Genomic DNA, 21,258 nt, shown 5'->3' on the forward strand with positions numbered 1-21,258 from the left:
TATAGTATATTCTTTTAAGAACATAATGTCAACTATTTTTGACATATTTTTAAAAGAATCTTGGTGATAATATTTTTATGTGAAAATCTTCTAGCTATTTTATGCTATAATGAAGAAAAGTAAAAAATATAAGAGTGGATTGAATAAACCGAAAGCTATCCACTAAAGAAAGAGCAGAAAATGAACCATAAGATTGCAATTTTATCAGACATACATGGCAACACGACGGCCTTAGCTGGAGTACTTGAGGACGCTAAAAATTTGGGAGCGACTGAATATTGGCTTTTGGGAGATATTTTTCTTCCTGGGCCGGGAGCAAATGACTTGGTGGCTCTTTTGAAAGGCCTACCCATTACAGCATCCGTTCGAGGAAACTGGGATGATTGTGTTTTAGAGGCTTTAGATGGGCAATATGGTTTAGAGGATCCTCAAGAAATTCAGCTTCTCAGGATGACCCAGTATCTGATGGAGTGTCTAAACCCAGAGCATATTGATTGGTTGAGAAAGCTACCTATGATAGCCAAGAAAGAAATCGAAGGCTTGCGATTCTCACTTTCTCATAATTTGCCTGAGAAAAACTATGGTAGGGATTTACTGGTTGAAAATAATACCGATAAATTTGACCAGCTACTTGATGAAACTACTGATGTAGCCGTCTATGGACATGTTCATAAACAGCTTTTGCGTTATGGTAGTCAAGGGCAACAAATTATCAATCCAGGTTCGATTGGTATGCCTTATTTTGACTGGGAAGGGCTGAAAAATCACCGAGCCCAGTATGCCTTGCTTGAGGTTGAAAATGGTGAATTGGTCAATATCCAATTTCGTAAGGTTGCCTATGATTATGAAGCAGAGCTAGAATCAGCCAAGGAAAAAGGACTTCCTTTTATAGAAATGTATGAAGAGTTGCGACGAGAAGACAATTACCAAGGCCATAATAGGGAATTACTTGCTAGCCTAATTGAAAAGCATGGCTATGTGGAGGATGTGAAAAATTATTTTGATTTTTTGTAAGAGTTGCTTTAATGAACAGATACTAAATAAACGATTGGACGAGCCAATCGTTTTTAATATATCTTATTGTAATTGAGACTGATCTGGTAGGTAAGAACCACCGAGATAGGTTTTGCTGAGTTTTTCAAGGGTTCCATCTTGGTAGAGTTCTTTGAGGACCTTGTCAAATTGCTCTTTAAATTCTTTTTGGTCACTTGAGAAGATGATGTAGTTGTTTGGATTGTCATTGCTTTCCAAGTCAACCACGTTCAAGTCTAAACCTCGGTCTTGGATAATCTTTTGCACAGAGATTTTATCAAAGATTAGGAAATCAAATTCACCATTGGCGAGATCAGTCAGACGTTTAGCGACATCCTCACCAGAGTATTGGATAGTTGCAGGGTTGTCGGAGTGGCTTTGATTCCAGTCGGTAACAACCTTGGCAGTAGAAGTTCCAGTATCATCCTGGGTTGTTTTACCAGCGATGTCTTGAATAGAGGTAAGAGCCTTGTCTTTTCTGCTCACGAGAACCAAAGGATTTTTAGCGATTGGGAGTGAGTAGAGGTATTTGTCTGCTCTCTCTTTGGTGTAGCTTAGGTTATTGGCAGCAGTTTGGTAACGGCCGGCATCCACTCCAGGGAAGATACTTTCCCAGGCTGTTTTTTGGAATTCAATCTTGTATTGGTCTAGTTTTTCATCGACTGCTTTTAAAACTTCAACATCATATCCAGTCAGGTTTCCATCTTTTTCAAAGTCAAAAGGTGGGATGTCTCTGGCAGTGGCTACGACAATGGTTTTAGGACTAGTAGTGGCAGTAGAAGTGCTATCTTGTTTGGCTTGTCCACAGGCTACCAACAAGGGACTAATGGCCAATAATAAGAATAATTTTTTCATAAGAGTCTCCTTTACTTAATGTTATCTAGCTTACCAGACAATCAGTCAGATATCCAATATATATTTTTATGGAAGTGATAGAGAAATATTATAATTTCCAGTTTTGTAGTAAACAACTCAAGTAAGAAAAAGATAATTTGTTTCACCAATGAAAAATCTCTGCAAGCTCTTTCAGAATGTGGTAAAATGGAAGCAATAGAAATAGAAAAGGAAATCAATTATGAAATTTCTTGAGTTAAATAAAAAACGTCATGCGACCAAGCATTTTATTGATAAACCTGTCGATCCGAAGGATGTTCGTACAGCTATCGAAATCGCAACCTTGGCACCAAGCGCTCACAACAGTCAGCCTTGGAAATTCGTCGTGGTTCGTGAGAAAAATGCTGAACTAGCAAAATTGGCTTACGGTTCAAACTTTGAGCAAGTAGCATCTGCACCTGTAACTATTGCCTTGTTTACAGATACAGACTTAGCTAAACGTGCTCGCAAGATTGCCCGTACTGGTGGTGCCAACAATTTCTCAGAAGAGCAACTGCAATACTTCTTGAAAAATCTTCCAGCTGAGTTTGCACGTTACAACGAACAACAAGTCAGTGACTACTTGGCTCTTAATGCTGGGCTTGTAGCTATGAACTTGGTCCTTGCTTTGACTGACCAAGGAATCGGATCAAACATTATCCTTGGTTTTGACAAATCAAAAGTCAATGAAGTCTTGGAAATCGAAGAACGCTTCCGTCCAGAGCTCTTGATTACAGTGGGATACACAGATGAGAAGTTGGAACCAAGCTACCGCTTACCAGTAGATGAAATTATCGAAAAAAGATAGGAAGAAAAAATGACAGTTATTGATTTTACAGCAGAAGTAGAAAAACGTAAAGAAGACCTCTTGGCTGACTTGTTTATCCTTTTGGAAATCAACTCAGAACGTGATGACAGCAAGGCAGATGCGCAGCATCCTTTTGGACCTGGTCCAGTAAAAGCCTTGGAAAAATTCCTTGAAATCGCTGACCGTGATGGCTACCCAACAAAAAATGTTGACAACTACGCAGGTCATTTTGAGTTTGGTCAAGGAGAAGAAGTTCTCGGAATTTTTGCCCACATGGACGTAGTGCCAGCAGGTAGTGGATGGGATACTGATCCTTACACTCCAACTATCAAAGATGGTCGTCTCTATGCGCGTGGTGCTTCTGACGATAAGGGACCAACTACAGCATGTTATTATGGTTTGAAAATCATCAAAGAATTGGGTCTTCCAACTTCTAAAAAAGTTCGTTTCATCGTGGGAACAGACGAAGAATCAGGTTGGGCAGACATGGACTACTACTTCGAGCATGTAGGACTTGCGAAACCAGACTTTGGTTTTTCTCCGGATGCTGAATTCCCTATCATCAATGGTGAAAAAGGAAATATCACTGAATACCTTCACTTTGCCGGTGAAAATACTGGTGCAGCTCGTCTTCACAGCTTTACAGGTGGATTGCGTGAAAACATGGTTCCAGAATCAGCAACAGCAGTCATTTCAGGTGACTTAGCAGACTTGCAAGGGAAACTAGACGCTTTCGTTGCAGAGCACAAACTCAGAGGAGAAATCCAAGAAGAGAACGGTCAGTACAAGGTGACTGTAATTGGTAAATCAGCTCACGGTGCTATGCCTGCTTCAGGTATCAATGGTGCAACTTATCTTGCCCTCTTCCTCAGCCAATTTGCTTTTGAAGGACCTGCAAAAGACTACCTCGATATTGCTGGTAAGATTCTTTTGAACGACCACGAAGGCAAGAACTTGAAAGTAGCTCATGTGGATGAAAAGATGGGTGCTCTTTCTATGAATGCGGGTGTCTTCCGCTTCGACGAATCAAGTGCTGACAATACCATTGCCCTCAACTTCCGTTATCCAAAAGGAACAAGCCCAGAGCAAATCAAGTCAGTTCTTGAAACCTTGCCAGTTGCTTCAGTTAGCCTCTCTGAACATGGTCACACTCCTCACTACGTACCAATGGAAGATCCACTCGTTCAAACCTTATTGAATGTTTATGAAAAACAAACAGGTCTTAAAGGTCACGAACAAGTTATCGGTGGTGGAACATTTGGACGTCTCTTAGAGCGTGGTGTAGCCTACGGTGCTATGTTCCCAGATTCTATCGATACCATGCACCAAGCCAATGAATTTATCGCCTTGGACGATCTTTTCCGTGCTGCAGCAATCTATGCCGAAGCTATCTATGAATTGATCAAATAATGCTATAGAAGTCTGAGATTTAATGCTTAGACTTCTTTTTGGAGGGAAAGCAGATGTCTCAAATCGAAAGAATCAAGCAAGCTATCATGGAAGATCCACAGAATGCCAGCTATACTGAGCAAGGCATCGAGCCACTCTTTGCAGCACCAAAAACAGCTCGTATCAATATCATTGGCCAGGCACCTGGTCTCAAAACCCAGGAAGCAGGACTATACTGGAAGGATAAAAGTGGTGACCGCCTGCGCGAGTGGCTAGGTGTGGATGAAGACACCTTTTACAATTCAGGTTACTTTGCAGTCATGCCCATGGATTTCTACTTTCCAGGTCATGGGAAATCGGGTGACCTACCACCTCGTCCAGGTTTTGCAGAAAAATGGCATCCAGAACTCTTGAAGGAATTACCAGATATTCAATTAACCCTCTTGATTGGTCAGTATGCCCAAGCCTACTATCTACATGAGAAAGTTAGTGGCAAGGTGACAGACCGTGTGCATCGGTTCAAGGATTATTTGCCTGATTATTTCCCTCTGGTACATCCTTCACCCCGTAATCAAATCTGGATGAAAAAAAATCCTTGGTTTGAGGCAGAAGTAGTGCCTGACTTGAAAGATAGAATACAAAAAATTCTCGGAGAAGAAAAATGAAAGAAATTACTTTTAACAATTTTTACCAGCTTTATCAGAAAGAGTCGCTTTCTGTATTGGATGTGAGAGAAGTAGAGGAATTTGAGGCTCTTCATTTAGAAGGTGTTCGTAATTTCCCTCTCAGTCAACTGGCTGATGCTTATGAACAACTAGATAAAACCCAGCCTTACTATGTGATTTGTAAGTCAGGTATCCGTTCAGCACGTGCCTGCCAATTTTTAACAGAACAAGGCTATGAGGTTGTCAATGTCCAAGGTGGCATGGATGCCTTAGAATAAGAAAAATTTCCTTCGAAACCTTTTAAAAATGAGAAAGGACTCGAAGGATTTTTTTGCATTAAAATTCGGAAAATTGAAAACATTTTAGAATTATTTCGTGACAGCCTTTTCTAGCCTTTAATCATGTTATACTAAGAAAGTATTTTATTTTTAATAAGGAGAGTTTATGGCTAAAAAAGGTGCTTTAACAGGATTACTCCTGTTTGGAATATTTTTTGGAGCAGGTAACTTGATTTTCCCTCCAACTCTAGGCGCACAGTCTGGAGAAAACTTTCTCCCTGCCATTGCAGGATTTGTATTTTCGGGTGTTGGGATTGCCGTCCTAACTTTGATTATTGGAACCCTTAATCCGAAGGGTTATATCTATGAAATTTCTAAGAAAATTTCACCATGGTTTGCGACGATTTATCTAGCAGTTTTGTACTTGTCGATTGGTCCATTCTTTGCCATCCCACGTACAGCAACAACTTCCTATGCAGTAGGGATTAGTCCCCTCTTAGCAGAGGCTGACAAAGGTCTAGGCTTGATTGTCTTTACCCTTATCTACTTCGTTGCAGCCTACTTAATCGCGCTCAATCCTTCAAAGATCTTGGATCGTATCGGTCGTATTTTGACTCCAGTTTTTGCCCTCTTGATCATCATCTTGGTAATCCTTGGAGCCTTCAAATATGGTGGAAATGCTCCACAAGCAGCCACCGAGGCTTATCAGGCTTCAGCATTTGGAGCAGGATTCCTTGAAGGCTATAATACTCTTGATGCTCTTGCATCTGTTGCCTTTAGTGTAATTGCGGTTCAAACCTTGAAACAACTTGGATTTTCTAGTAAAAAAGAGTACATCTCAACCATTTGGGTAGTCGGAATTGTCGTAGCACTTGGCTTTAGTGCTCTATACATTGGCCTAGGTTTCCTTGGAAATCACTTCCCAATGACAGAAGAAGCGATGAAGGGTGGAACTCCAGGGGTTTATATCTTGTCACAAGCGACCCAAGAAATCTTTGGTTCAACAGCTCAATTATTCCTAGCAGCCATGGTAACAGTAACCTGCTTCACAACGACTGTAGGGTTGATTGTTTCAACTGCAGAATTCTTTAACGGACGTTTCCCACAAATCAGCTATAAGGTTTATGCGACTGTCTTTACCTTGATTGGTTTTGCAATTGCCAACCTTGGTCTTGATGCAATTATTAAATATTCTATCCCTGTCCTAGTTGTCTTGTATCCAATTACCATTGTGATTGTGATGATTGTGATTGTGAACAAGTTTGTACCACTTTCAAAACCAGGCATGCAATTGACGATGGGTCTTGTTACAGCTATTGCCGTAGCTAGTGTCTTGGGAAGTTCATTTGAAGTGACCTTCCTTGCCAATATTGTGAATGCTCTACCATTTGCTAAGGCTTCATTGCCATGGTTAGTACCAGCAGTTATTGGGATTTTGCTTTCTCTTGTTCTTCCAAATAAACAAGAAAGTGAAGCTTTTGAAATGGAATAATCACTAAAATCACTTTTGTAGCTAAGTCTACAGGAGTGATTTTCTTTTTTTATCCGATGATAAATGTGTTATAATAGGTAGCAAAAGAGGTGAAGAAATGAATCAAACTATAGAATATATCAAAGAACTAACTGCTATTGCGTCACCAACAGGTTTTACGCGTGAAATTACGAATTATTTAGTTGAGACGCTTGAAAAACTAGGCTATCAACCTATTCGTACTGCTAAAGGTGGAGTGAATGTTACCATTAAAGGTAAAAATAATGAGCAACATCGCTATGTAACTGCCCATGTGGATACCCTGGGAGCTATCGTTCGCGCTGTTAAACCAGATGGTCGTCTCAAAATGGACCGTATCGGTGGTTATCCTTGGAATATGATTGAGGGTGAAAACTGTACGGTCCATGTAGCTAATACAGGGAAAACTATTTCAGGTACGATTTTGATCCACCAAACTTCTTGTCACGTTTACAAAGATGCGGGAACAGCGGAACGTACACAGGACAATATGGAAGTTCGTTTGGATGAAAAAGTGACCAATGAAAAAGAAACACGCGCACTCGGTATCGAGGTTGGTGATTTTATCAGCTTTGACCCACGAACTGTCGTGACTGAGACAGGCTTTATCAAGTCTCGTCATTTGGATGACAAGGTCAGCGCAGCTATTCTCCTTAATCTCCTCAAAGTCTACAAAGAAGAAGGAATTGAACTTCCTGTCACTACGCATTTTGCCTTTTCAGTCTTTGAAGAAGTGGGGCATGGTGCTAACTCAAGCATCCCTAGTCAAGTTGTCGAATATCTAGCTGTGGATATGGGAGCAATGGGAGATGATCAGCAGACAGACGAGTACACAGTCTCTATCTGTGTCAAGGATGCTTCAGGTCCTTATCACTATGAATTCCGTCAACACTTGGTTGCCCTTGCAAAAGAGCAAGACATTCCATTCAAACTAGATATCTATCCATTTTATGGTTCTGATGCTTCTGCAGCGATGTCAGCTGGAGCAGAGGTTAAGCACGCTCTTCTAGGAGCAGGTATTGAGTCAAGTCACTCATACGAGCGTACTCATACTGATTCTGTAGTGGCTACTGAGCGTATGGTGGATGCTTATCTCAAGAGTGGGTTGGTGGACTGAAGAGTCGATAAAGTACTATGTATGAAATACTGAAACAAATAGCAACGCCTGCTATAATAACAGGATTGATTTCGAGTTTGTATGCTTATTTTCAAAAGAAAAAAGAGGACTATCGTAAGTATGTGTATGAAAATAAACAAGAAAACTTTAAAGAACTAGTTGTTTATGCTGATGAACTGGTCGATAAAGGAATTACTAATCCAGATTTAGAAAAACTACTTTTTAAAATTTCTCAAAAAATTAATCCGTATGGACGAAAAATAAAAACTTTTGGAAAATATCAGTGGATAGAAGATGATGGATATGTGTGGTATCAAATAGAAATTATAGAGAAAAAACTTGCTTCTCAAATACTTCAAATAGAAGATTTAAAAGAACTAGCTCATCGGATACAAATTTCTAAGCGATTACTAGATATTAAAGTAGAAAATAATATTCCGCTCATAAATTCAGCTAAAATATGGTTTAATTTATTTCAGTATGCGATGTTATTACTTCAGCTATTTTTCATATACTCTGGGTATAAGAGTTTTATCGAACAACCCACTGGATTCTCTTTGTTATTAGCTTATTGGTTGATTGTTATTGTAACCTTAATTTTTTTACTCCCAGAATTGAGTATTAATGAAAGCGATGATAGAAAATCTGAAATACGCATTACAGTACTCCTTTTCGTTATTGCCGCAGTTGATGCTGGAATAGCGTATTATTTGTATAATAATTCTTTTATTGCTCTGCTTGTTGGAATGGTTTCATTTTGTCTAAGTCTTGGTGAAGTAATTTCAAAAGCTATTATTTTCGGGGAAAGTGAAATTGGTAAAGTATCTACAATTTATATCGAAGAATATAGAAAACTACAGGGACCTAAGTTAAGTGAGAGACGCTTAAGAAATTATTTTAAAGTTATTCCATTTTTAAATAAGATTAAGATTTTATTTCATAAAGATAAGAGGGAGGGGAATGATGACCTATAAACACCGACTCTTTGACCTTAATCACACCCTTTTAGAGTTGAAAGGAGAAACTTATGTGCCTCATTTGTCAACGAATTGAACTCATCAAGTCTGGTAATAATCCCTACTTTGTCAAGGAATTAGAAACAGGCTATGTTGTGATTGGTGACCACCAGTACTTTGAAGGTTACACTCTGTTTTTAGCAAAGGAACATGTCACAGAACTACATCATCTAGATCCAAGTGTTAAACTTCGTTTTTTAGAGGAAATGAGTATGGTTCAGGAAGCTGTCTCTAAAGCCTTCTCTGCTGAAAAGATGAATGTAGAGTTGCTTGGAAATGAGGATGCCCATGCCCACTGGCATATTTTTCCGAGACGTGAGGGTGATATGAAGGGGCACGGTCTTAATGGTCGTGGTCCAGTCTGGTGGGTTCCTTGGGAAGAAATGGCAGCAGAAGATTGCCAAGTGCAACCGAAACAATTAGAAAACTTAATCCAAACTTTATCCGTTGAATTGGATAAAGTTATCATATGAAAGGATAAATCATGAAAAAAAGATACCTTATCTTGTCTGGACTACTAGCCCTAACATTGGCGGCTTGTTCGCAAGAAAAACCAGCAACTTCTGACGCAAAAGCTTCTTCAGAGCAAAAGACTGTACAAGAAGGAACCGCGGGAAGTAAATCTCAGGAAGCTAGTCAAAAGAAAGCGGAAGTGGTCAATAAGGGAGATTACTATAGCATTCAAGGCAAGTACGATGAAATTGTTATCGCTAATAAACACTATCCCTTATCTAAAGATTATAATCCAGGAGAAAATCCTACCGCTAAGGCAGAACTGTTGAAACTTATTGCAGCTATGCAGCAAGCAGGTTTCCCAATCAGCGACCACTATAGTGGATTTAGAAGTTATGAGACTCAGGTTAAATTGTATCAAGATTATGTCAATCAAGACGGAAAGGCAGAGGCTGACCGCTATTCTGCACGACCTGGATATAGTGAACACCAAACTGGTCTTGCTTTCGACCTTATCGGCACAGATGGAGACTTAGTGACAGAAGAAAAAGCAGCTCAATGGCTCTTGGATCATGCTGCTGACTATGGCTTTGTAGTTCGTTATCTTAAAGGTAAGGAAAAAGAAACAGGATATATGGCTGAAGAATGGCACCTTCGCTATGTTGGCAAAGAAGCCAAAGAAATTGCAGCAAGTGGCCTCAGTTTGGAAGAGTATTACGGTTTTGAAGGTGGAGACTATGTTGATTAGTCGCAAAACATCTTGCAAGATTACTTAAAATTTGATAAAATGAATAATAATTAAATAGGAATCTGCAAGACTAGTATCTCAGGGGAAGTATATCAGGGAGGAGAGCCGTGACTGAAAGCTCTCTATATGAAAGCTGGGTGAATTCACTTGCCTATGGATTCAGAAATAAAGGTCTGACTTGTCAGATAAAAACGGATGGTACCGCGTGTCAACGCTCCGAATGGAGTTTTTGGCATGTGGTTTTCTTTTTATCTACGAGAGACTGATGGAGGAATTATGTCAACTATTGAAGAACAATTAAAAGCGCTTCGTGAAGAAACGCTAGCTAGCTTGAAGCAGATTACTGCTGAAAATGAAAAAGAGATGCAAGAATTGCGTGTTTCTGTCCTTGGTAAAAAAGGGTCGCTTACTGAAATCCTCAAAGGGATGAAGGACGTATCAGCAGAAATGCGTCCTGTTATCGGAAAACACGTCAATGAGGCTCGTGATGTCCTAACAGCTGCCTTTGAAGAAACAGCTAAGCTCTTGGAAGAAAAGAAAGTGGAAGCTCAATTAGCAAGTGAAAGCATCGATGTGACACTTCCAGGTCGTCCAGTTGCGACTGGTCACCGTCACGTTCTTACACAAACTAGTGAAGAAATCGAAGATATCTTCATTGGTATGGGTTACCAAGTTGTGGATGGATTTGAAGTGGAGCAAGACTACTACAACTTTGAACGTATGAATCTTCCAAAAGACCACCCAGCCCGTGATATGCAGGACACTTTCTACATCACAGAAGAAATCTTGCTCCGTACCCACACATCTCCAGTTCAGGCGCGTGCAATGGATGCTCATGATTTCTCTAAAGGTCCTTTGAAAATGATCTCACCAGGACGTGTGTTTCGTCGTGATACGGACGATGCGACCCACAGTCACCAATTCCACCAAATCGAAGGTTTGGTTGTTGGGAAAAACATCTCTATGGCTGACCTTCAAGGAACCCTCCAGTTGATTGTACAAAAAATGTTTGGTGAAGAGCGCCAAATCCGTTTGCGTCCATCTTACTTCCCGTTCACAGAGCCTTCTGTTGAGGTTGATGTTTCATGCTTTAAGTGTGGAGGAGGCGGCTGTAACGTATGTAAGAAAACTGGTTGGATCGAGATTATGGGTGCCGGTATGGTTCACCCACGTGTCCTTGAGATGAGTGGTATCGATGCAACTGTCTACTCTGGCTTTGCCTTTGGTCTTGGACAAGAACGTGTAGCTATGCTTCGTTACGGAATCAACGATATCCGTGGATTCTACCAAGGAGATGTCCGCTTCTCAGAACAGTTTAAATAAGCTTGAAACCTGAAACACAATCCTATACAGTTTTAGTCATTTCCTCTCGGTGAGAAATGGCAAGAGCTTACTCGAAGAAAAAGAAAGGAATTGAAAAGGTCTCGATTGATGAGATCTTACGATCAGAATTATGTTAGTATCATACAAATGGTTAAAAGAATTGGTGGACATTGATGTGCCATCACAAGAGTTGGCTGAGAAAATGTCAACTACAGGGATTGAGGTAGAAGGTGTCGACTCACCTGCTGCTGGTCTCTCAAAAATTGTCGTCGGTGAGGTCTTGTCTTGCGAAGATGTGCCAGAAACTCACCTCCATGTTTGTCAGGTTAACGTTGGCGAAGAAGAAGCCCGTCAAATCGTTTGTGGTGCACCGAATGTGCGTGCAGGCATCAAGGTCATGGTGGCTCTTCCGGGAGCTCGTATCGCTGACAATTACAAAATCAAAAAAGGGAAAATCCGTGGTTTAGAATCTCTCGGAATGATCTGCTCACTTGGTGAATTGGGGATTTCTGACTCAGTTGTACCAAAGGAATTCGCAGATGGCATCCAAATCTTGCCTCAAGATGCCGTTCCAGGTGAGGAAGTATTCTCTTACCTAGACTTGGATGATGAAATCATCGAACTTTCTATCACGCCAAACCGTGCAGATGCTCTTTCTATGCGTGGGGTAGCGCACGAAGTAGCCGCTATCTATGACAAGGCAGTCAACTTTAAAGAATTTACCTTAACAGAAACAGACCAAGCTGCAGCCGATGCTCTTTCTGTCAGCATTGAGACAGACAAGGCGCCTTACTATGCTGCTCGTATCTTGGATAATGTGACCATCGCACCAAGTCCACAATGGTTGCAAAACCTTCTCATGAACGAAGGTATCCGTCCAATCAATAATGTGGTCGACGTGACCAACTATATCTTGCTTTACTTTGGTCAGCCGATGCATGCCTTTGACTTCGATACCTTTGAAGGAAGCGAGATCCGTGTGCGTGAAGCGCGTGAAGGTGAAAAATTGGTAACCTTGGACGGTGAAGAGCGTGACTTGGAAACAAATGACTTAGTGATCACTGTTGCTGATAAACCAGTAGCTCTTGCAGGTGTTATGGGTGGACAAGCTACAGAAATCTCTGAAAAGTCTACTCGTGTAGTTCTTGAAGCTGCTATCTTCAATGGCAAATCTATCCGTAAGACAAGTGGTCGTCTCAACCTTCGCTCAGAATCATCTTCACGCTTTGAAAAAGGTATCAATGTGGCAACCGTTAATGAAGCCCTTGATGCAGCAGCAAGCATGATTGCAGAGCTTGCAGGAGCAACAGTACGTAAGGGCATTGTTTCAGCAGGTGAGCTTGACACTTCTGATGTGGAAGTTTCTTCAACACTTGCAGACGTCAACCGTGTCCTTGGTACAGAACTTTCTTACGCAGATGTAGAAGACGTCTTCCGTCGTCTTGGCTTTGGCCTTTCTGGAAATGCAGATAGCTTCACAGTAAGCGTACCACGTCGTCGTTGGGACATCACTATCGAAGCGGATCTTTTTGAAGAAATCGCTCGTATCTATGGTTATGACCGCTTGCCAACCAGTCTTCCAAAAGACGATGGGACAGCAGGTGAATTGACTGCGACACAAAAACTTCGTCGTCAAGTACGTACCATTGCAGAAGGAGCGGGTCTGACAGAAATCATCACCTACGCTCTAACAACTCCTGAAAAAGCAGTTGAGTTTACGATTCAACCAAGTCATTTGACAGAATTGATGTGGCCAATGACAGTGGACCGTTCAGTCCTCCGTCAAAATATGGTTTCAGGTATTTTAGATACAGTTGCCTACAACGTAGCTCGTAAGAACAAAAACCTGGCTCTTTACGAGATTGGAAAAGTTTTTGAACAAACAGGAAATCCAAAAGAAGAATTGCCAAATGAAATCAATAGCTTTGCCTTTGCTTTGACTGGCTTAGTTGCTGAAAAAGACTTCCAAACTGCGGCAGTTCCTGTTGACTTCTTCTATGCTAAGGGAATTTTGGAAGCTCTCTTTGCTCGCTTGGGGCTTGAAGTGACTTATACAGCAACCTCTGAAATTGCTAGTCTTCACCCAGGACGTACAGCCTTGATCTCACTCGGTGACCAAGTCCTTGGTTTCCTCGGTCAAGTACATCCTGTTACAGCCAAGGCTTACGATATTCCAGAAACTTATGTAGCAGAGCTCAACCTTTCAGCTATTGAGACAGCTCTTCAACCAGCCACTCCATTTGTGGAAATCACCAAATTCCCAGCGGTGAGCCGTGATATCGCCCTTCTCCTCAAGGCAGAAGTCACACACCAAGAAGTTGTAGACGCTATCCAAGCTGCAGGCGTGAAACGTTTGACAGATATCAAACTCTTTGATGTCTTCTCAGGCGAAAAACTAGGACTTGGTATGAAGTCAATGGCTTATAGCTTGACCTTCCAAAATCCAGAAGATAGCTTGACCGACGAAGAAGTCGCACGCTACATGGAAAAAATCCAAGCATCACTCGAAGAAAAAGTGAATGCAGAAGTGCGTTAAAAACCTTCTATCCATCCCTTGGGATGGATTTTTTAGTAGAAAAAATCATCAAGCTTTAGCCTGATGATTGAATCAAATTGACGGGGGAACAACTCCTTTTTAATACTGTTACAAAGATGATCAGCCATCCATATTTTTTGTCATCCAATCAGCTATGAAGTGATAGGTATCGTTTCGATTATTCTCGTTTAGAATTTCGTGACGAGCCTCTTCAACTAATCGGAGGCTTACTTTCGAATGTGAAGCCTTTAGGAGTTTTACAAATCTTTCGATACCTTTACCATTTTCGCCCAGAGGATCTTCTTGTCCCGAAATCACGAGAATTGGGAGTTGGGTTGGAATCTCATTGATCACTTGTTTACTCGCTACTTGGTTAGAAAAGTAAAAAATGGATCTGTACATAGGAATAGTAGGTATGAATTGACAGAATGGATCCTTCAGATAAGCTTGGTTGGATTCTTCATTTTTTGAGAGCCAATCGACAGATGTTTTAGGATTTTTAATAGTTCGATTAAAGCTATCAGTTGATAGATAAGTCAAGAGTTTACTACGGTGTTTATTCCCTTTTATAAGTCGGATGCATTCTGTTAGTATGAGTGCGAATCGAGTCAGAAATTGAGGCTGTTGACCAGTCGCCATGATAATCAAGGCATTGATAGGTGGTTTTCGTTTGGCTACATAATAGCGACACATAAGAGAACCCATAGAATGCCCTAGAAGGATGATTGGAAGTTCTGGATAGCTTTCTTGAATAAAAGAGGTCACTCTTTCAATATCATCGATGAGTTCCTCGGGAGATTCAGGAAAGACTCCGAGTTGACTTGGATTTTGAGCAGTATAGCCGTGACCGAGATGATTATGGCCGATAACAGTAAAGCCTTCGTTATTCATGGCTAGAGCAAATTCTTCATATCGTTCCACGTATTCTACCATGCCATGTACAAGCTGAAGAACGGCTTTTGGCTGTTCAGCTTCCCAAATGATTAAGTTATTGTTGTTTGGTTCGAGTTTAAGTCTTTTTTTCATATCAGATTCCTTGCTATGATAATCTATAGTCTATCAAAAATATACCATAAAATAGCACGATAAGCTAGGCAGAATGATGAAGATTGCTAGTAACAATTCAGGACTGAAAATGAACATTTGAGGACATAGCCAACGGATTTATCAAGAAATGAGTATAATAAATTTATCACTTAAAATCTGGAGGACTAAAATTCTTGGTGATGAGCCAATAAAGTCCTTATCCAGTAAATATCCTTCTTGAAATCAAGATTTAAAAATGTACATAAATCATTGTAAATGCTATCAAAAAGGAGTATAATGAGTGCAATAAATTTCGGAGGTGGATGATGCTCGAAGTAAGAAATCTAGAGAAAAGTTTTGGGCCTAAGCAAGTTTTGTTTGGTGTTGCCTTTCAAGCACGACCAGGGCGTATTTTGGGACTAGTCGGGAAAAATGGAGCTGGGAAAACAACTATTTTTCACAGCATTTTGAAATTTTTAGACTATCAAGGGGAGATTGAGCTTGATGGTCAAGACATTCGTCAGGAGACCTATGCTCGCATTGGTTATCTCCCTGAAGAACGCAGTCTTATGCCTAAATTGACAGTCCTTGAACAAGTTCGTTACTTGGCTACCCTAAAAGGCATGGACACCAAGGAAATCAAAGAAAAACTCCCTCAATGGATGGAAAAACTGGAAGTCAAGGGGAAACTGACGGATAAGATCAAAAGTCTCTCAAAAGGAAATCAACAGAAGATTCAGTTGATTATCACTTTGATTCATGAACCAGACTTGATTATCCTAGATGAGCCTTTTAGTGGCTTGGATCCAGTTAATACCGAACTTCTTAAGCGGGTTATCTTGAAAGAAAAAGAACGTGGCGCGACCATTATCTTTTCTGACCATGTCATGACCAATGTCGAAGAACTTTGTGATGATATCCTCATGATTCGTGATGGGCGTGTGGTCTTGCATGGACCGGTTCAAGAGGTCCGCAATCAATACGGCAAAACACGACTTTTTGTTTCAAGTGAACGAAGCAAGGAAGAACTGGAGAGTCTTCCTCATGTCAAACAGGTTAGCTTGACTAAGCAAGGTAGCTGGAAGTTGATCTTGGATGATGAAAGTGCAGGTAGAGAGCTCTTCCCAATATTGACTCAAGGTCAATATATCGCGACTTTTGATCAACAAGCTCCAACAATCGATGAAATCTTTAAATTAGAATCAGGGGTGGAAGTATGAGAAATATGTGGGTTGTAATCAAAGAAACCTATCTAAGACATGTCAAGTCTTGGAGTTTCTTCTTTATGGTGATTTCGCCTTTCCTCTTTTTAGGTCTATCTGGAGGAATTGGTGTTCTCCAAGGTTCTTCCTTAGCTCAAAATAGTAAGGTAGCAGTAGTTAGTTCTGTTCCTCTTGTTACAGAAGAACTTAAATCGACCAATGGTCTTAACTTTGACTATAAGGATGAAGCAAGTGCTCAAGCCGCTATCAAGGATGAAAAAATAAAAGGCTATCTAACCATTGACCAGGAGAACAGTGTCCTCAAGGCAGTCTATCATGGTGAAACTTCACTAGAGAGTGGCATTAAGTTAGCAGTGACTGCTAAGTTGAATGAACTCCAATCCCAACTCAACCGTTCAGAAGCAAATTTGTCTCAGGAACAGGAAAAACGCTTGGCTCAAACGGTTCAATTTAAAGAACAGATTGATGAAGCCAAGGAAAATAAAAAGATGGTCCAAACCTTTGCGGCTGCAGGACTAGGTTTCTTCCTCTATATGATTTTGATTACTTATGCTAGTGTCACTGCTCAAGAGGTAGCTAGTGAAAAAGGAACCAAAATCATGGAAGTGGTCTTCTCAAGCATTCGTGCTAGCCATTATTTCTACGCCCGCATGATTGCCTTACTTCTTGTTATTTTGACTCATATTGGTATTTATGTTGTAGGTGGTCTTGGAGCTATTTTCTTCTTTAAGGATATGCCTATCTTGGCAAATTCAGGTATTCTAAATCACTTGGGAGAAGCATTTTCTCTAAATACCTTGTTGTTTGTCTTGGTTAGTCTCTTTATGTATGTGGTCTTGGCTGCCTTCTTAGGTTCTATGGTTTCTCGACCTGAAGACTCTGGTAAGGCCTTATCGCCTTTGATGCTTTTGATTATGGTAGGTTTCATTGGGGTAACAGTATTAGGAACTTCTGGTGATAATTTAATCTTGAAAATCGGTTCTTACATTCCATTCGTCTCAACCTTCTTTATGCCTTTCAGAGCTATCAATGGTTATGCAAATGGACTAGAAGCTTGGATTTCGCTTGCTATAACGGTTATTTTTGCAGTTACTGCAACAGCTTTTATTGGACGTATGTATGCTAGTTTGGTTCTTCAAACGGATGATTTAGGAATTTGGAAAACCTTTAAACGAGCTTTAAGTTATAAATAAAGTATCGGACCTGTGAGTGTATCTCCCAGGTCTTTTATACTCTTCGAAAATCTCTTCAAACCACGTCAGCTTCCATCTGCAACCTCAAAACAGTATTTTGAGCAGCCTGTGGCTAGCTTCCTAGTTTGCTCTTTGATTTTCATTGAGTATTAATTAGCTGAAATATTTCACATTTATTTCTCCTAAACCTTTGACTATTAGGCAAAATTATCGTACAATAAAGAGTACATGATAAAATGAGATCAGAGTTTATCCACTCTGGCGTTAGTAGTAAAAAATGAGGAGAAACGCTTTGGAATTAGAAGTATTTGCTGGGCAAGAAAAAAGTGAACTATCTATGATTGAGGTGGCTCGTGCCATCTTGGAACTCCGTGGTCGTGATCACGAAATGCATTTTAGTGATTTGGTTAATGAAATCCAAAACTATCTCGGTACCTCTAATAGCGATATTCGTGAAGCTTTGCCTTTGTTCTACACAGAGTTGAACTTTGATGGTAGCTTTATCTCCCTTGGAGATAACAAATGGGGTCTTCGTTCATGGTATGGAGTTGATGAAATCGATGAGGAAATCATTGCTCTTGAAGAAAGTGATGATGAAGAAGTAGCACCTAAGGCTAAGAAAAAACGTGTCAATGCCTTTATGGATGGTGATGCAGATGCTATTGATTACAGTGCAGATGATCCAGAAGATGAGGATGCATACGAAGAAGATCCAGCTCTTTCTTATGATGATGAAAATCCAGATGATGAGAAGAATGAAGTGGAAGCCTACGATGCTGAAATCAATGAAATCGCCCCAGATGATCTAGATGAAGAAGTCGATCTTAATGAAGAAGACGACGAAGACTCTGAAGAAGAGGAAGAATAAAAATAAAAAGGAGTTGGAGCTGGAATCGGTCTATCAAGTCTCGATTTCCTAGATCCAGCCTCTTTTTAGTTTGAATGAGTTATGCAAAATAGAATGCCAAGTCAACGATTTGTTCTATTTGACAAATGCTTCATTTTGAGGTAATATATTGTTCGGGCACCTCTTTTAGAGGTCGGAGCTCCCTAGTTCTTAGGGAGCTATTTTTGTTTTTTCCAGGAAGCTTTTCTTCTTGGGGTGTAGTTATTGATGAAGGTCTTGTTTTCTCAATCCCCTGTTAGTAAACAAGACCTTGAGCATTTTAGAAAGAGGAATCTATGTCTACGAAATATATTTTTGTCACTGGTGGTGTGGTATCGTCTATTGGGAAAGGGATCGTTGCAGCGAGCCTTGGGCGTCTTTTGAAAAACCGTGGTTTGAAGGTGACCATTCAAAAATTTGACCCTTATATCAATATTGACCCAGGAACCATGAGCCCTTACCAGCACGGAGAAGTATTTGTAACAGATGATGGGGCTGAGACAGATTTGGACCTAGGCCACTATGAGCGTTTCATCGATATCAACCTCAACAAATACTCAAACGTGACAACTGGTAAAATCTACAGCGAAGTTCTTCGTAAGGAACGCCGTGGAGAGTACCTTGGAGCAACTGTCCAAGTTATTCCTCATATTACAGATGCCTTGAAAGAAAAAATCAAGCGTGCTGCTCTTACGACTGACTCTGATGTTATTATTACAGAGGTTGGTGGAACAGTCGGCGATATCGAGTCCCTTCCATTCTTAGAAGCTCTTCGTCAGATGAAGGCAGATGTGGGTGCAGATAATGTCATGTATATCCACACAACCTTGCTTCCTTACCTCAAGGCAGCTGGTGAAATGAAGACCAAACCAACTCAACACTCTGTCAAAGAATTGCGTGGTTTGGGTATTCAACCAAATATGTTGGTCATCCGTACAGAAAAACCAGCTGGACAAGGGATTAAAAATAAACTAGCCCAGTTCTGTGATGTGGCACCAGAAGCTGTCATCGAGTCCTTGGATGTGGATCATCTTTACCAAATCCCACTTAACCTACAAGCACAAGGTATGGATCAAATCGTCTGTGACCATTTGAAAATAGATGCACCTGCAGCAGATATGGCAGAGTGGTCAGCTATGGTTGACAAGGTTATGAACCTCAAAAAACAAGTCAAGATTGCCCTTGTTGGTAAGTATGTTGAGTTGCAAGATGCCTACATCTCCGTTGTTGAAGCCTTAAAACACTCTGGTTATGCCAATGATGCAGAAGTCAAGATTGATTGGGTCAATGCTAACGATGTGACAGCTGACAATGTGGCAGAACTTCTATCTGACGCTGACGGAATCATCGTTCCAGGTGGTTTTGGCCAACGTGGAACAGAAGGTAAGATTGAAGCGATTCGCTATGCGCGTGAAAATGATGTACCAATGCTGGGAGTCTGCTTGGGTATGCAGTTGACCTGTATCGAATTTGCCCGTAATGTCTTAGGTCTTGAAGGAGCTAATTCAGCAGAGCTAAATCCTGATACCAAATACCCTATCATCGATATCATGCGTGATCAGATTGATGTTGAGGACATGGGTGGTACCCTTCGTTTGGGACTTTATCCTTCTAAGTTAAAACGTGGTTCGAAGGCAGCGGCAGCTTATCATAACAAAGAGGTGGTGCAACGTCGTCACCGTCACCGTTATGAATTTAACAATGCCTTCCGTGAACAGTTTGAAGGAGCAGGTTTTGTCTTTTCAGGTGTTTCACCAGACAACCGCTTGGTCGAAATTGTGGAAATTCCAGAAAACAAATTCTTTGTGGCTTGTCAGTACCACCCAGAGCTTTCAAGTCGTCCAAATCGCCCAGAAGAACTCTACACTGCTTTTGTAACAGCAGCGGTTGAGAACAGCAATTAGCAAAATCAGAACCTTTGAGAACAATCTCAGAGGTTTTTTGCTTGCAAATTTAGGATATGAGTTGCAAAATAAAAACATAGTGATATAATTAACATAAAAAACAGGAGGAAATCCTATGAAAAAAATTACACTATTTGGTTTGTCTCTAGCAAGTCTAGCTTTACTAGCTTTCCCTCATTCAGGAAAGGCCTTCGAATTGGAAGAAGAATGGGTTGTCAAGGGTGGTATTAAGTATCAAGATGGCAAAATTCTCCGATTTGACAATGGACATGAAGTAGATATCAAAGTATTGGATTTGCCAAAAACTGAGAAAATCGAGTGGACGGTCAGTCTCAATGGTCAAGATCAAACTGTCAATTTCCTAGGTCAAGAAAAGGACAAGTCTATGATGGGTGTAGAGGGGCGTTACCTGAATTTCTATGTACCTTATGGCTATAGAGGGGATATCAAGGTCGAGGCCAAGAGCGGAAATGAAGTAAAGACCTGGTCCACTAAAGTAGTAGATGATGTATATAATGACGGTGGAAAGAGTGGTTACTTCCGTATTGACGAATCAAATGATCAACACACCTACCTTGATGCAAAATGGGACTATCAAACCAAGACCTACACTGCTACCTTACCAGAAACTGTCAATGGTCAAAAAGTCTTTGCTTGGGCAGACGACTATGAAGAATTGAAACTTCAAAAACCAGGAGTTATCAGTCATTCCTACAGGGGGGCAGGAGCCTTCAAAATACTTTATCCGATTGTAAAAGCAGAAAGCTGGCTAAAAAAGGATTACAGTGAAAAGTGGTACTATCAAAAACAAGGACAATTAGTTCAAAATGCTTGGGTTAAGGACAAGGGAACTTGGTACTTTATGAATGATAAAGGGATCATGTTCAATCAAACTTGGCTCTATCAAGGTGGCAACTGGTATGCCTTTAAATCATCAGGAGCTATGATTGCTAGCGATTGGCTATATGATAATAGCTCTTGGTATTACCTAAGCAATTCAGGTGCTATGGTAACAGGCTGGCTTAAAGATGGTGGTACTTGGTATTACCTAAACAACTCAGGTTCCATGGCAACAGGCTGGGTGAAAGATAGCGGCTCTTGGTACTACCTAAAAGACTCAGGTGCTATGGCGACTGGTTGGGTCAAAGATGGCGGTCAGTGGTACTATCTTGATTCATCAGGTAAGATGCTTCACAATACCTACACACCAGATGGCTACTATGTAGATGGCAGTGGCGCTTGGAAATAAATTTTAAAAAGAGAAAATCTACTGAGAAG

The 21,258-nt window shown here is 40.7% G+C and carries 19 protein-coding genes; 17 read left to right on the plus strand and 2 right to left on the minus strand.

What is annotated here, in order from left to right; genetic code table 11:
* The first annotated feature begins 180 nt into the window (after positions 1–180).
* Positions 181–1,014 (plus strand): metallophosphoesterase, encoded by an 834-nt coding sequence (locus tag O3658_RS03900; RefSeq protein WP_371559439.1) that lies wholly within the window; start codon positions 181–183, stop codon positions 1,012–1,014.
* 63 nt (positions 1,015–1,077) lie between these two features.
* Here O3658_RS03900 and O3658_RS03905 read toward each other — a convergent pair whose 3' ends face one another.
* Entirely contained in the window at positions 1,078–1,887 is an 810-nt protein-coding gene (locus O3658_RS03905; protein WP_371559441.1) for an amino acid ABC transporter substrate-binding protein, read from the minus strand.
* 220 nt (positions 1,888–2,107) lie between these two features.
* Between O3658_RS03905 and O3658_RS03910 the strand changes: the two genes are divergently transcribed.
* From O3658_RS03910 to pheT, 11 genes are all read left to right on the plus strand, one after another.
* Positions 2,108–2,713 (plus strand): nitroreductase family protein, encoded by a 606-nt coding sequence (locus O3658_RS03910; RefSeq protein WP_371559442.1) that lies wholly within the window; start codon positions 2,108–2,110, stop codon positions 2,711–2,713.
* A 9-nt stretch (positions 2,714–2,722) separates the two neighbouring features.
* A complete protein-coding gene (gene pepV, locus O3658_RS03915) occupies positions 2,723–4,123 on the plus strand; it encodes a dipeptidase PepV (RefSeq protein ID WP_371559444.1) in 1,401 nt (466 codons plus the stop codon).
* A gap of 53 nt (positions 4,124–4,176) precedes the next feature.
* Positions 4,177–4,767: a uracil-DNA glycosylase family protein gene (locus tag O3658_RS03920; RefSeq protein WP_153225192.1), complete on the plus strand. Its 591-nt coding sequence runs from the start codon at positions 4,177–4,179 to the stop codon at positions 4,765–4,767.
* Positions 4,764–5,045, plus strand: coding sequence for a rhodanese-like domain-containing protein (locus tag O3658_RS03925; protein ID WP_153225193.1), 282 nt, complete (start codon positions 4,764–4,766; stop codon positions 5,043–5,045). The genes O3658_RS03920 and O3658_RS03925 overlap by 4 nt, the downstream gene beginning before the upstream one ends.
* 166 nt (positions 5,046–5,211) lie before the next feature.
* The gene (gene brnQ, locus O3658_RS03930) at positions 5,212–6,537 is read left to right on the plus strand and encodes a branched-chain amino acid transport system II carrier protein (RefSeq protein WP_371559446.1); all 1,326 of its coding nucleotides are present in this window, start codon (positions 5,212–5,214) and stop codon (positions 6,535–6,537) included.
* A gap of 97 nt (positions 6,538–6,634) precedes the next feature.
* Positions 6,635–7,672, plus strand: coding sequence for a M42 family metallopeptidase (locus O3658_RS03935; protein ID WP_371559447.1), 1,038 nt, complete (start codon positions 6,635–6,637; stop codon positions 7,670–7,672).
* A gap of 17 nt (positions 7,673–7,689) precedes the next feature.
* Positions 7,690–8,646 carry a hypothetical protein gene (locus tag O3658_RS03940; RefSeq protein ID WP_311523558.1) on the plus strand — a complete coding sequence of 319 codons (957 nt, stop codon included), beginning with the start codon at positions 7,690–7,692 and terminating at the stop codon, positions 8,644–8,646.
* Positions 8,647–8,699: 53 nt separating this feature from the next.
* On the plus strand, positions 8,700–9,161 hold the full coding sequence (locus O3658_RS03945) for an HIT family protein (RefSeq protein WP_371559449.1): 462 nt from the start codon (positions 8,700–8,702) through the stop codon (positions 9,159–9,161).
* Positions 9,162–9,172: 11 nt separating this feature from the next.
* Positions 9,173–9,889, plus strand: a complete 717-nt coding sequence (gene ldcB / locus O3658_RS03950) for an LD-carboxypeptidase LdcB/DacB (protein WP_315639506.1) — start codon at positions 9,173–9,175, stop codon at positions 9,887–9,889.
* A gap of 276 nt (positions 9,890–10,165) precedes the next feature.
* Positions 10,166–11,212 (plus strand): phenylalanine--tRNA ligase subunit alpha, encoded by a 1,047-nt coding sequence (gene pheS, locus O3658_RS03955; RefSeq protein ID WP_315639499.1) that lies wholly within the window; start codon positions 10,166–10,168, stop codon positions 11,210–11,212.
* 130 nt (positions 11,213–11,342) lie between these two features.
* Positions 11,343–13,748, plus strand: a complete 2,406-nt coding sequence (gene pheT / locus O3658_RS03960) for a phenylalanine--tRNA ligase subunit beta (RefSeq protein ID WP_371559450.1) — start codon at positions 11,343–11,345, stop codon at positions 13,746–13,748.
* A gap of 120 nt (positions 13,749–13,868) precedes the next feature.
* Here the strand turns inward: pheT and O3658_RS03965 are convergent, their stop codons facing one another.
* Positions 13,869–14,774 (minus strand): alpha/beta fold hydrolase, encoded by a 906-nt coding sequence (locus O3658_RS03965; protein WP_371559452.1) that lies wholly within the window; start codon positions 14,772–14,774, stop codon positions 13,869–13,871.
* A 326-nt stretch (positions 14,775–15,100) separates the two neighbouring features.
* Between O3658_RS03965 and O3658_RS03970 the strand changes: the two genes are divergently transcribed.
* From O3658_RS03970 to O3658_RS03990, 5 genes are all read left to right on the plus strand, one after another.
* Positions 15,101–15,994 (plus strand): ABC transporter ATP-binding protein, encoded by an 894-nt coding sequence (locus tag O3658_RS03970; protein WP_371559453.1) that lies wholly within the window; start codon positions 15,101–15,103, stop codon positions 15,992–15,994.
* Positions 15,991–17,190 carry an ABC transporter permease gene (locus O3658_RS03975; protein WP_371559454.1) on the plus strand — a complete coding sequence of 400 codons (1,200 nt, stop codon included), beginning with the start codon at positions 15,991–15,993 and terminating at the stop codon, positions 17,188–17,190. Before O3658_RS03970 ends, O3658_RS03975 begins: the two co-directional genes overlap by 4 nt.
* 292 nt (positions 17,191–17,482) lie before the next feature.
* Entirely contained in the window at positions 17,483–18,058 is a 576-nt protein-coding gene (rpoE, locus tag O3658_RS03980; protein WP_000418422.1) for a DNA-directed RNA polymerase subunit delta, read from the plus strand.
* Positions 18,059–18,372: 314 nt separating this feature from the next.
* Positions 18,373–19,980 carry a CTP synthase gene (locus O3658_RS03985; protein WP_371559456.1) on the plus strand — a complete coding sequence of 536 codons (1,608 nt, stop codon included), beginning with the start codon at positions 18,373–18,375 and terminating at the stop codon, positions 19,978–19,980.
* A 115-nt stretch (positions 19,981–20,095) separates the two neighbouring features.
* Complete coding sequence (locus tag O3658_RS03990; protein WP_371559457.1) at positions 20,096–21,229, plus strand: N-acetylmuramoyl-L-alanine amidase family protein; 1,134 nt, start codon at positions 20,096–20,098, stop codon at positions 21,227–21,229.
* Positions 21,230–21,258: the final 29 nt, after the last annotated feature.

Origin of the sequence: Streptococcus sp. 27098_8_69 (assembly GCF_041432445.1) — a bacterium.
Classification (GTDB): Bacteria; Bacillota; Bacilli; order Lactobacillales; family Streptococcaceae; genus Streptococcus.

Bases quoted from the DNA above. Each gene is read 5' to 3' on its own strand.
- O3658_RS03935 (WP_371559447.1), top strand. From the start codon at position 6,635: ATGAATCAAACTATAGAATATATCAAAGAACTAACTGCTATTGCGTCA.
- ldcB (WP_315639506.1), top strand. From the start codon at position 9,173: ATGAAAAAAAGATACCTTATCTTGTCTGGACTACTAGCCCTAACATTG.
- pepV (WP_371559444.1), top strand. From the start codon at position 2,723: ATGACAGTTATTGATTTTACAGCAGAAGTAGAAAAACGTAAAGAAGAC.
- O3658_RS03900 (WP_371559439.1), top strand. From the start codon at position 181: ATGAACCATAAGATTGCAATTTTATCAGACATACATGGCAACACGACG.
- O3658_RS03985 (WP_371559456.1), top strand. From the start codon at position 18,373: ATGTCTACGAAATATATTTTTGTCACTGGTGGTGTGGTATCGTCTATT.
- brnQ (WP_371559446.1), top strand. From the start codon at position 5,212: ATGGCTAAAAAAGGTGCTTTAACAGGATTACTCCTGTTTGGAATATTT.
- O3658_RS03945 (WP_371559449.1), top strand. From the start codon at position 8,700: ATGTGCCTCATTTGTCAACGAATTGAACTCATCAAGTCTGGTAATAAT.
- O3658_RS03920 (WP_153225192.1), top strand. From the start codon at position 4,177: ATGTCTCAAATCGAAAGAATCAAGCAAGCTATCATGGAAGATCCACAG.
- O3658_RS03975 (WP_371559454.1), top strand. From the start codon at position 15,991: ATGAGAAATATGTGGGTTGTAATCAAAGAAACCTATCTAAGACATGTC.
- O3658_RS03910 (WP_371559442.1), top strand. From the start codon at position 2,108: ATGAAATTTCTTGAGTTAAATAAAAAACGTCATGCGACCAAGCATTTT.
- O3658_RS03905 (WP_371559441.1), bottom strand. From the start codon at position 1,887: ATGAAAAAATTATTCTTATTATTGGCCATTAGTCCCTTGTTGGTAGCC.
- O3658_RS03970 (WP_371559453.1), top strand. From the start codon at position 15,101: ATGCTCGAAGTAAGAAATCTAGAGAAAAGTTTTGGGCCTAAGCAAGTT.
- O3658_RS03925 (WP_153225193.1), top strand. From the start codon at position 4,764: ATGAAAGAAATTACTTTTAACAATTTTTACCAGCTTTATCAGAAAGAG.
- O3658_RS03990 (WP_371559457.1), top strand. From the start codon at position 20,096: ATGAAAAAAATTACACTATTTGGTTTGTCTCTAGCAAGTCTAGCTTTA.
- pheS (WP_315639499.1), top strand. From the start codon at position 10,166: ATGTCAACTATTGAAGAACAATTAAAAGCGCTTCGTGAAGAAACGCTA.
- O3658_RS03940 (WP_311523558.1), top strand. From the start codon at position 7,690: ATGTATGAAATACTGAAACAAATAGCAACGCCTGCTATAATAACAGGA.
- O3658_RS03965 (WP_371559452.1), bottom strand. From the start codon at position 14,774: ATGAAAAAAAGACTTAAACTCGAACCAAACAACAATAACTTAATCATT.
- pheT (WP_371559450.1), top strand. From the start codon at position 11,343: ATGTTAGTATCATACAAATGGTTAAAAGAATTGGTGGACATTGATGTG.